This is a genomic window from Acinetobacter sp. YH12040 (assembly GCF_013420005.1).
GTDB classification, from domain to species: domain Bacteria; phylum Pseudomonadota; class Gammaproteobacteria; order Pseudomonadales; family Moraxellaceae; genus Acinetobacter; species Acinetobacter amyesii.
Genome location: NZ_VOZB01000014.1, coordinates 82,919 through 91,872, shown reverse-complemented (window position 1 = coordinate 91,872; position 8,954 = coordinate 82,919). Strand labels below are relative to the sequence as shown.

Below are 8,954 nucleotides of genomic sequence, written 5' to 3'. Positions count from 1 at the left end.
ATTTCGATCGATCAATCAGTAAAAATCCACACAAGTTGTTCTTCATAATCTCTTAATGATCTTCTTGTTGGTTCGTCACCAGCAAGCTAGGTCGGCTATATTACTCTTTATTTCTAAAGAGTCAACCGGTAATTCAAATTATTTTTAAACTTTCTTTCTAAAACCCAACTTAATCAATTCAACCAAGTCATTGTTTTATCAGAAGTTTTAATCTTCATCACCGCCGATGGATGTGCATTCTACAGCATTTCACATCCGTTGCAACACCTTTTTTAAAATAATTATTTTGAGCGCATAATTTTCACTCAAATTACATTTTTTTATTCATATTTTGATCAAATTTGGTTTAATAGTAATAAATCAAGATTATTTGAACGTTTTTACTTATTATACGGCAAACATTTTGCCGCGCTAAAAGCGTCAGGACTATATATGCGCCAAACTTCTTTTTTATATGCAGGATTATTGTCACTTGTCGTAACAACACCTGTATTTGCAAATGACGAGGCTTCAGCACCTGTTGCTCAAGACTCAGAAGCTGCCAATAAATCAAAAACACAACAACTTGCGCATGCTGCGATGGTCAAGTCATCTGAAGTTGCAAAAAAATTATCTGTAAATGCCAATGCAGCACAATCAGAAGAAGATAAAGACCCTTTCCAACCGATCAACCGGAAAGTTTACGCATTTAATGATTATTTAGATGTCCATATTGCCCGCCCTGCTGCTGTGCAATATGTAGCAAAAACTCCTAAGGATATTCGTGAATCTTATCGTTTATTCCGTAAAAATTTGGGCGAACCGTGGAATGCATTTAACCAACTCATCCAAGGACGACCGACACGTGCTGCAAAAAGTCTGGGGCGTTTTACTGTTAATACACTGACAACTTTAGGCTTTGCTGACCCTGCGAGTCGTCTAGGCTTAGAAACCGAAGATGAAAATTTTGGTGCAACTTTAGGATATTACGGTATTCCTTCTGGTCCTTATATTGTTTTACCGGTGCTTGGTCCAAGCACATTGCGCCAAACCGTCGGTCTAGCTTTAGATAGTCAAGGACGTCCACAGAAATATATGCTTGATGGTCATGATGTGGCGTATTGGTCTGAGCAAACTTTACGTGGAATCGATACTCGCGCTCAATTACTGGATATCGAAGGTGTATTACAAGGCGATAAATATGCTCAAATTCGCGACATCTATTTACAACGCCTGAATTATTCAATTTCTGAGAAAAAAGGTATCGCTGAAGAAAACTTATTTATTGATGAAGAAGATGACGATATTGATGAATCTGAAGATAATTCAACAGATGTTTCATCTGATGATTCTACCGATTTCATTGATGACAGCAGTTCAGATGATACCGACACGGTAACAACTGAATAAATAAAATTTTTCAATTGGCTGGTGTGGTTTTTCCCTCCAGCCATCATTAGCTTGCTATAGTACACTTATTGTCTATCGAAGGATTCATCTAATTCTTTATGTATTTCATTCAACCTACTCGTGATATTCCATATTTAGATCAGGTACTTGATGCGCTTCCTAGCGTACAAATGATTAACATTGAAGATCTAGACTTGTATGATCCAACGATCATTGCAATTGCTGATGTTGCCGACTTTTTAAATCACCAATGGACACTTCCTACCATTGTGCTCGCTTTTGAGCATGAGGGCGCTGCATTGGCTCAAGCGTGGCAACAAGGTGCTTTAGCAGGATGGGTGTGGGACCATATTCCAACCAACCTTCAGGTGGCACTCACTAAAATTGATGCGCAATACAAACGCAATCAAGACAGCCGTGATCTCCCTTCTGCTGCAGATTTGCAAAAACGTTTACTGCCCAACCCGATTGAACTCCACAACTATAAAATTGAAACATTCTTCCAGCCTTCAGCCTATTTATCCGGTGATTGGTACGATTACTGGAAAATCAGCGATAAAGAAATAATGTTTTATCTTGCAGATGTATCTGGTCATGGGGTGACGAGTAGTTTACTGACCTCTTGGATGGCTGCTTTCCACGGTCGTTCAAAAACCCCGAGAGAACTCATCAAAAAGCTCAATGGCATGTTGGTTCAAGAAAATATTGAAAAGCACATTACCATGATTGCGGGGATACTTAATCTCGATACGCATGTCTTGAAATGGTCTAGTGCAGGCCATTATCCGCCAGCCATTTTATTTGAACCCGGTCTTCCCGCACGAATTTTAAATACCAGTAGCTTTCCACTTGGCTTAACTGAAGACCTAGAAGTCGAAGAGTTTGAATTCACCTTAAATCGTTATTCACGCTTTGTAATTTGCTCGGATGGCGCACTTGAACCTTTTGATGGTGGATTGAATGAACAGCTAGGTCAATTGGTTTATCACTTGCAAAATCAATCATTTCAAGCACCAGACCATGTTGCTGATGATATTGCCATCCTAAGTTTACGTCGAATCAATTAATCACGAAATCAACTACTTAAACCGAATACGACTTTCTGATCATACTCGGCTACTTGAGTAAGCTGTGCCCCTATGGGATAATTTACTATCCTTCTCTGCAAATGGCATTTATATGTCAACAGGTCATGTTGAATATGCAAGCTTGAACGGAACGCATATTTTTAAGCTTATTGGCGAAGTGCGTGCCCAATCTTGTATTAGTCTAGACAAGTTATTAAACAAAATTGAACAGCAACAAAATGTCGTCGGTGCAATCGTTGATTTAACCCAAACGACATTTATCGATAGTACTGTCCTTGGCATTTTGGCGAAACTGGGTTTGAAGCTTAAACAAGTTCACCATATCCAAGCGGTAATGTTGTCTACAAACTCTGATATCACAACGCTTGCCAATAGCATGGGTTTAGGTCAGGTGTTTGTTATTTTGAATTATTGTGGTGATCCAAGTGTATGCACTCGCGCACTTATGGAAGAACACATTACCCATAGCAATATGCTGAATACGGTTTTAGATGCACACAAAACGCTGATGAAACTAAATGATAGCAACCAAAATATGTTTGAGCCTTTGGTCAAACAACTGCAAAAAGAGCAGGACAATCTAGAGCAACCCAAGCAGCAAAATGTCTAATTTAGGTTAATCACAGCAGAGACCCTCTTCGCATGACTTTACTTTCCGTTGCACAAATGAATTCTCAAAATGACATTGAAGATAACTTCAAAGTGATCGAATCATTGATGCAACAAAGTCAGGCTCAAGGTGCGAGTCTCATTGTATTTCCTGAAAATTTTGTCTGTTTTGCCGCAGGTAAACAACGCGAAACCGCGGCGCAATTTGAAAGTATTCAGCAGCGACTAGAACAACTCGCACATCGTTATCAACTCTGGATTGTTGCGGGCACGCTCCCATGCCCTTATCGTCCAGATGGTTCAATCATTCAAGATGGCCGTGTCCGTACTGTCAGCCTGTGTATCAGCCCTGAACGTACCGAAGCACGTTATGACAAAATTCATTTATTTGATGTGCAAGTTGGTGACGCTGTCGGTGGCTATCAAGAATCAAAATTCTTTGAACCTGGTACTGAAACCGTAGTTGCAACAACACCTTTTGGCAATATTGGCCTGATGGTGTGCTACGACTTGCGCTTTCCAGAACTGGCTTTGAAACTTCGTAGCCAAGGTGCAAACATTTTAACGGCGCCTGCAGCTTTTACTTATACCACGGGTGAAATGCACTGGCAGTTGTTACTGCAAGCTCGTGCCATGGATAGCCAATGTGCTGTACTGGGTGCCGCACAACAAGGTTGGCATGGTGAAAAGCGTCAAACTTGGGGGCATGCTGGAGCAAGCAACAGCCGTGGTCAAATTTTAGCAATCACCGCAGAAGAAGGCGCTCAACTACTCACGGTTCCTTTTGACTTAGACGAACAGCAACAGATTCGCGCATCTATGCCACTGATGCAGCACCGTGTTTTGGTTCAATATTGATTTTTACCCTGTATAAAATTACAAAAAAACTGAATATTATTTAAGCAAAAACCCCCACGATATGATTTTGAACCATCATCTGAGGGATTAGAAAAATGACTTTAGAAAAAGCAGTTTATACAGCCCATGCAAAAGCCACTGGTGGTCGTGATGGTCGTGCAACGACATCCGATGGTCATTTAGATGTTCAATTGGCTGTGCCGAAAATTATGGGGGGTACAGGTAATGGTACGAATCCTGAACAACTCTTCGCCGCTGGTTATTCAGCCTGTTTTTTAGGTGCAATGAAATTTGTGTCTAACCGAGATAAAATTTCGATTACCCCTACTGCCTACGTCGAGGGTGATGTTGGTATCGGCCCTATTCCAACAGGATTTGGTATCGAAGTGACGCTTAATATTCATCTTGAGGGTATGGATGCAAGCGAGGCACAGAAATTGGTCGATGCTGCACATATTGTGTGCCCCTATTCAAATGCGACCCGAAACAATATTAATGTCACTTTAAATGTTTTGACTTAAACCCATTTGTACCTATCTATACAAAGCACTGTTTTAATTCTTATAAAATAGTGCTTTGAGCTTTTTTACTTCTACACATCTACAGCTGAGTTCAAAATATAATCTTATCCATTTCCAATACATTTAAATATTCATATTCAGTTGCCAAAACCTTGCTAAAATATATAACGATTCTTATTTACATTCATTTGTTGATCTATGAAGCTTAAACCTCTTCTTATCAGTACATTGCTAATCAGCGCATCCACACTAAGTTTTGCCGAATTAACCCTGTCTGAAAAAGTCCGTCCTCAAATTAAATCCCTGGTCAATCCAGATATTCAACGTCTTGCGCTACCACCAACACCGAACAACATGTCTTTACCTGCCTATGGTCAAGGCATCATTGGTTGGGGTACAGGCCCAGAAGGTGCAGCAGCGCGCTTAGCCAATATCAGCAAAGCCGATGTTGAAAAGCTTAAAACTCAAGATGTCAATTTAGAGATGGTTCAAACTTGGCAAAAGTTTTATGAAAATGAAACGCAGCGCAATGCAGGTAACCCAACCGCGCCCATTCGTGCTGAATTGATGAAGAAAATTGCTGAACTTTGGTAAGTTTAATCAAAGTATTATTCATTGATGGGCCTAGCCGTCAATGAACCCCCCCCTCTTCACTTCTAACATTTCGCCTCAGCACTTTAAAGTTATACTTTAGCGCTTTACACAATCCCTGCTTATTCTTTATCCATTTTCAGACAGGATAGTCACTCCCTCCAACATATGCAGAGAATAAAAAATGTCCTTAGAAAAAGTGGTATATACAGCACATGCAAAAGCAGCTGGCGGCCGTGATGGCCGAGCAACTTGATCTGACGGTATATTAGATATTCAACTGAAAGTGCCTACGGAAATGGGTGGCGCAGGCGGCGGGATAAACTCTGAACAGCTTTTTGCTGCGAGTTATTCTGCATGTTTCTTAGGTGCTATGAAATTTGTGGCTAACTGTGATCATTTAAACATCACACCTGATGTGTATGTGGAAGGTGATGTCGATCGGTCCTATTCCAACAGGTTTTGGCATTCAAGTGACTTTAAATATTCATTTGGAAGGTCTAGAGCAAAGTGAGGCGCAAAAACTGGTTGATGATGCACATATTGTTTGCCCATATTCAAATGCGACACGTGGCAATATTGATGTGACGCTGAATGTGATTGTTTAATTTTTATCGCTGAATGTTCAAAAAATAAAAAGGCTGATATGTATTTGCATATCAACCTTTTTGATGATTGCACGCTAAGTCCAATTTCACATAAGAGATGTATGCTAAATGGGATATGATTAAATTTTTTCCAGAAAATATTAAAAAAAATACAGGATTAAATAATGGCTAGAGTAATCACAAAAATTGGCGATGTGTTTTCTGTTAAATTAGATAATAGAAGAAAAAAATACTTCCAACTTATTGCCTTTGATTCAACTCAATTAAATAGTGATGTTATCAGAGCATTTAAGAAAGTTTATTCACATGATATCACGCCGAATATATCGGATATTGTGAATGGTGAAGTAGAGTTTTATTCACATTGCGTTACTAAATCTGGTATCAAAATGAAACTATGGGAGAAAGTTGGTAATTCAGCCGAAGTAGGTGATATCACTAAAATTTTGTTTAGAGATACCAATGATTATGGTGCAGGACCAGGTGAGGAAATAATCAGAATATCTAATAATTGGTATGTGTGGCATATTAATAAGGATTTTATAGATGTCGGAAGTTTAATAGGCGAAAACCAAAAGGCAGAAATAGGTGTAGTTATAAATCCTTATGCAATAGTGGAACGTTTGAAAACAGGAAAATATAATTTCTTATATCCTGAATTTGAATAGGCTTTGTTGCATAGTGTGCCGGCTCAAACTTGAGCTGATATTTGCTTAAGATTGTCAGGTTAAATGTGAGCTAATACAACTTAAGCAAAAAAAAGCCTAACATCCCGATTGGGCTTTTTTTTGCTTAATCAATGTTCCACGATTTTAATGAGGCAAAGTAAACAGCACTCTCAGCTATTAGTGATGAAAAAAATAAATATTTCTCTCATCACTCTGCCGCTTCATTGGTTACACGTAAAACCTCTTCTATCGTGGTTTTACCTGCCAAAACTTTACGCAATCCATCATCACGAATTGAACCCGCATTTGCACGTACATGATTTTCTAACTCAAACTCAGCAGCATTACCATGGATGAGGCGACGTGTTTGCTCATCAATCGGGACGATTTCATAAATTGCGGTACGCCCTGTAAATCCAGTATGCGAGCATTGTTCACAGCCTTTAGGTTGTGGCAATTTTAATTCGGCCGATGCATCGAGATGCTTAAATAAGTCTTTTTCAAAATCATCGGCATCATGCCAAGTCGCACAGTGACGGCACAAGGTTCGAACCAAACGCTGCGCCACAACACCGATCAGAGAGCTTGAAAGTAGAAAGGGTTCAATCCCCATGTCTTTAAGACGGGTCACAGCACCGATTGCTGTATTGGTATGCAGCGTGGAAAGTACCAAGTGGCCTGTTAATGACGCTTGTACTGCAATTTCAGCAGTTTCTAAATCACGAATCTCCCCGACCATCACCACATCTGGATCTTGGCGAAGCATGGCTTTTAATGCACGAGCAAAGGTCATATCCACTTTGGTATTGACCTGCGTCTGCCCGATCCCTTCAAGTTGATACTCAATTGGATCTTCCGCAGTCAAAATATTTTTTGAACCATCATTTAGATCAGACAATGCCGCATATAAGGTGGTGGTTTTACCCGAACCCGTTGGTCCCGTAACTAAAATAATGCCATGCGGACGATGTACCAGTTGTTTCAATCGATCATAGTCATGCTGCATCAAGCCCAAATGGGTCATGTTTAAACGCCCAGCTTGTTTATCGAGTAAACGCATCACCACACGTTCACCATAGGAAGATGGTAAGGTCGATACACGAACATCAACTTCACGGCCCGCCAAACGTAGTGAAATACGACCATCTTGTGGAATTCGCTTTTCTGCAATATCGAGTTTGGCCATGACTTTGATCCGTGACACCAACAGTGGTGCTAGTTCACGACGTGGCTGCACAATTTCACGTAACTGACCATCGACACGTAAGCGGACAGACAGCTTTTTTTCAAAAGATTCGATATGAATATCTGAAGCACCGACACGGATCGCTTCAGACAACAAGGCATTGATTAACCGTACAATCGGCGCATCATCCTCCTGATCCATCAAATCTTCAGCTTCTGGTACAGAGTCCGCAAGGCTAAGTAAATCAGGATGATCTTCCAGACCCGCTGCAACTTGTTGAGACTCACCGGTGTCTCCGGCAAAGCTTGCACTGAGTAATTGATTAAACTCTTGCTCACTACATAATTGATATTGTGCAGGATGCCCTAAATAGCGACGTGCTTCTTGTAAAGCCAACAGTGGCGTGCTGTCACGACGCACAATAAAAGCTTGATCACCCTCATATCGAAGCAATACGCCATGACGTTTGGCAAAACTATATGGTATTTGTAATTGTTTAAGTACTTGCATCACGCATTATAATGATGAAAAAAGTTGTTTTGAGTGTACTCTAAGCATCTGACAGCGTGAAGTCTGTTTTTAGGATTTATCAGGACAAGGGATATACGCATTGCCATTAGAAAATGATTTGACTGAAAAGGAATCCCCAAAACGTAAATGGTGGGGGGAATATCAATTTGAACTGAATCACCCGCGCAGTTGGCAGTTTGGGTCTTTATTGTTCCGTGTAACGCGCGGCATGCAAGAGTGGCGTATGGAATACCATCGCCCGACCTTTCAGTTTGACTATGAGCAGCAATGGCATCCGATTCAAGACCCTGAATTTGGTTTTCCACAGCCCATTAAAATGGAACGTTATATGTTCCGCCAGACACATGACAAAATTCAAATTATGCCACGTTTGGCCGATCGGTCTGTGGTGATTAAACCAGTCGATCCGATTTATATTCCAGCTGGACAGCGCGGAACGCTATATATCAGCACACCGCTTTGGATTGCTGGTTTTGTCGAAGGTCTTAGAGAACCTTTGTTTGATATACCTGTGATTCTACCAAAAGATACCTGGTTTGGTCCGAACCATCGAATGGGTGAAATTTGCTATGCCACAGCAGTTGATGGTCGTACAGAACTTAAACAACTCAAACCTCGTGCTTTTCGTGCTGTAACCCCTATTGAGTTTCATAACGTGAGTAATCAACAGATTCGCTTTGACCGTATGAATGTCCCTGTACCGGCTTTGCCATTATTTTATAGTGAAAGTACAGGACGTTTATGGACTTCACAAATTCGGGTCGTGCATGAAGGTCATGACAAACCGCCACGGGTCAAAATTGAAAACCGTACACCACCACAAGCGGGTGACGTTGTTTATCTACATCCGCCACGCGAGTCAGCCAATGTGCTATTCAATATGTTTGATTCATTTTTCTAACGGT

At 40.7% G+C, this 8,954-nt stretch carries 9 protein-coding genes and 1 pseudogene; 9 read left to right on the top strand and 1 reads right to left on the bottom strand.

Annotated features, from left to right (window positions below):
* Positions 1-432: 432 nt before the first annotated feature.
* From FTT99_RS14520 to FTT99_RS14485, 8 genes and pseudogenes are all read left to right on the top strand, one after another.
* The gene (locus FTT99_RS14520) at positions 433-1,389 is read left to right on the top strand and encodes a VacJ family lipoprotein (protein ID WP_180130691.1); all 957 of its coding nucleotides are present in this window, start codon (positions 433-435) and stop codon (positions 1,387-1,389) included.
* A 98-nt stretch (positions 1,390-1,487) separates the two neighbouring features.
* Positions 1,488-2,456, top strand: a complete 969-nt coding sequence (gene gigA / locus FTT99_RS14515) for an RsbU family protein phosphatase GigA (protein ID WP_078192616.1) — start codon at positions 1,488-1,490, stop codon at positions 2,454-2,456.
* Between the two features lie 112 nt (positions 2,457-2,568).
* Entirely contained in the window at positions 2,569-3,087 is a 519-nt protein-coding gene (gigB, locus tag FTT99_RS14510; protein WP_078189558.1) for an anti-anti-sigma factor GigB, read from the top strand.
* 32 nt (positions 3,088-3,119) lie between these two features.
* Entirely contained in the window at positions 3,120-3,944 is an 825-nt protein-coding gene (locus FTT99_RS14505) for a carbon-nitrogen hydrolase family protein (protein ID WP_180011795.1), read from the top strand.
* 95 nt (positions 3,945-4,039) lie between these two features.
* Positions 4,040-4,465 carry an organic hydroperoxide resistance protein gene (locus FTT99_RS14500; protein WP_078192618.1) on the top strand — a complete coding sequence of 142 codons (426 nt, stop codon included), beginning with the start codon at positions 4,040-4,042 and terminating at the stop codon, positions 4,463-4,465.
* A 198-nt stretch (positions 4,466-4,663) separates the two neighbouring features.
* Positions 4,664-5,059, top strand: a complete 396-nt coding sequence (locus FTT99_RS14495; RefSeq protein ID WP_180130694.1) for a DUF4951 domain-containing protein — start codon at positions 4,664-4,666, stop codon at positions 5,057-5,059.
* Positions 5,060-5,240: 181 nt separating this feature from the next.
* Positions 5,241-5,664: pseudogene (locus FTT99_RS14490) on the top strand (organic hydroperoxide resistance protein).
* A gap of 164 nt (positions 5,665-5,828) precedes the next feature.
* On the top strand, positions 5,829-6,332 hold the full coding sequence (locus FTT99_RS14485; RefSeq protein WP_180130697.1) for an Imm26 family immunity protein: 504 nt from the start codon (positions 5,829-5,831) through the stop codon (positions 6,330-6,332).
* Between the two features lie 208 nt (positions 6,333-6,540).
* Here the strand turns inward: FTT99_RS14485 and gspE are convergent, their stop codons facing one another.
* On the bottom strand, positions 6,541-8,028 hold the full coding sequence (gspE, locus tag FTT99_RS14480; protein ID WP_111884711.1) for a type II secretion system ATPase GspE: 1,488 nt from the start codon (positions 8,026-8,028) through the stop codon (positions 6,541-6,543).
* Positions 8,029-8,128: 100 nt separating this feature from the next.
* On the opposite strand from gspE, the gene FTT99_RS14475 reads away from it, so the two are divergent.
* Positions 8,129-8,950, top strand: coding sequence for a hypothetical protein (locus FTT99_RS14475; protein ID WP_111884712.1), 822 nt, complete (start codon positions 8,129-8,131; stop codon positions 8,948-8,950).
* Positions 8,951-8,954: the final 4 nt, after the last annotated feature.